This is a genomic window from Seonamhaeicola marinus (assembly GCF_008085455.1).
Genome location: NZ_VSDQ01000348.1, coordinates 248 through 1,304, shown reverse-complemented (window position 1 = coordinate 1,304; position 1,057 = coordinate 248). Strand labels below are relative to the sequence as shown.

1 pseudogene is annotated in these 1,057 nt (G+C 30.5%); it reads left to right on the top strand.

What is annotated here, in order from left to right:
• Positions 1-911, top strand: a pseudogene (locus FUA24_RS04855) (patatin-like phospholipase family protein); the annotation flags it as partial.
• Between the last annotated feature and the right edge of the window lie 146 nt (positions 912-1,057).

The following is a 1,057-nucleotide window of genomic DNA, read 5'->3' as shown; positions in this document are numbered from 1 at the left end:
TGGTTTTGGGTGATAATATTCGCTATAAATTTGATTATTTAATAGACAAAGGTTTTTATTGGAGTATAGGTTTACGCTCTAGTTTCAGTCATTTTAATAAAAATATAACAGCCTCATTGTTATTAAATGATACTGAAATTGATGCCATGGGCTTAAATAAAATAGGTGTTGAGTTACAAGACCAAACCAATCAGTTTTACTTACAAACACTTTTTAGAAAAGACTTTGCCCTAAGTATTGGAGCAGAACATAAACGTTTAGAAATAACATCTGAAACATTGGCAACCAACAATGTTGATGAAGAGTTTGTTTTTGAAAACACTGATTATTTTAGTTTTTATAGTAATTTAAAACTAGACACCTATGATGATAAGTATTTTCCTAAAAATGGTGTGTATTTTAATGGCGATTTGCATTGGTACTTATACGCATCGCATTTTAATAAAACGTTTGACGCTTTCAGCATTGCTAAAGCAGATATAGGGTATGCTTTTAGTATAACCGATAAATTGGCAGTAAATTTAAAATCTGGAGGAGGCTTTAAATTAGGCGATAAAACTACCCAAACTCTAGATTTTGCTTTGGGTGGTTACGGTAATAATTTAATTAACAATTTTGTGCCGTTTTTAGGGTATGATTTTATTTCATTAACAGGAAATAGTTACGTTAAAGCTTATGCGGGTTTAGATTATAATTGGCTTAAAAAACACCACATAACTTTAGAAGCTAATTGGGCAAATATTGATGATGATATTTTTGATACAGGCGAGTGGTTTACGCTGCCAGATTACCGTGGTTACGCCTTAGGTTACGCTGTTGATACGTTTGTTGGCCCAATTCAAGTAAAGTATAGTTACTCACCAGAGCAAACTAAAGGATTTTGGTATTTTACTTTAGGTTTTTGGTTTTAACCAATTATTATGAAAAAAATATTAGTTTTTTTACGATATTTGTAATGTTATGATACTTTATTTTAAAGATTTATTACAATTTCTACACTACCTTATCAAGAGAAATCCTGAATAAGCCCGCTTTTTTTGTATATTTAATAGGTAAC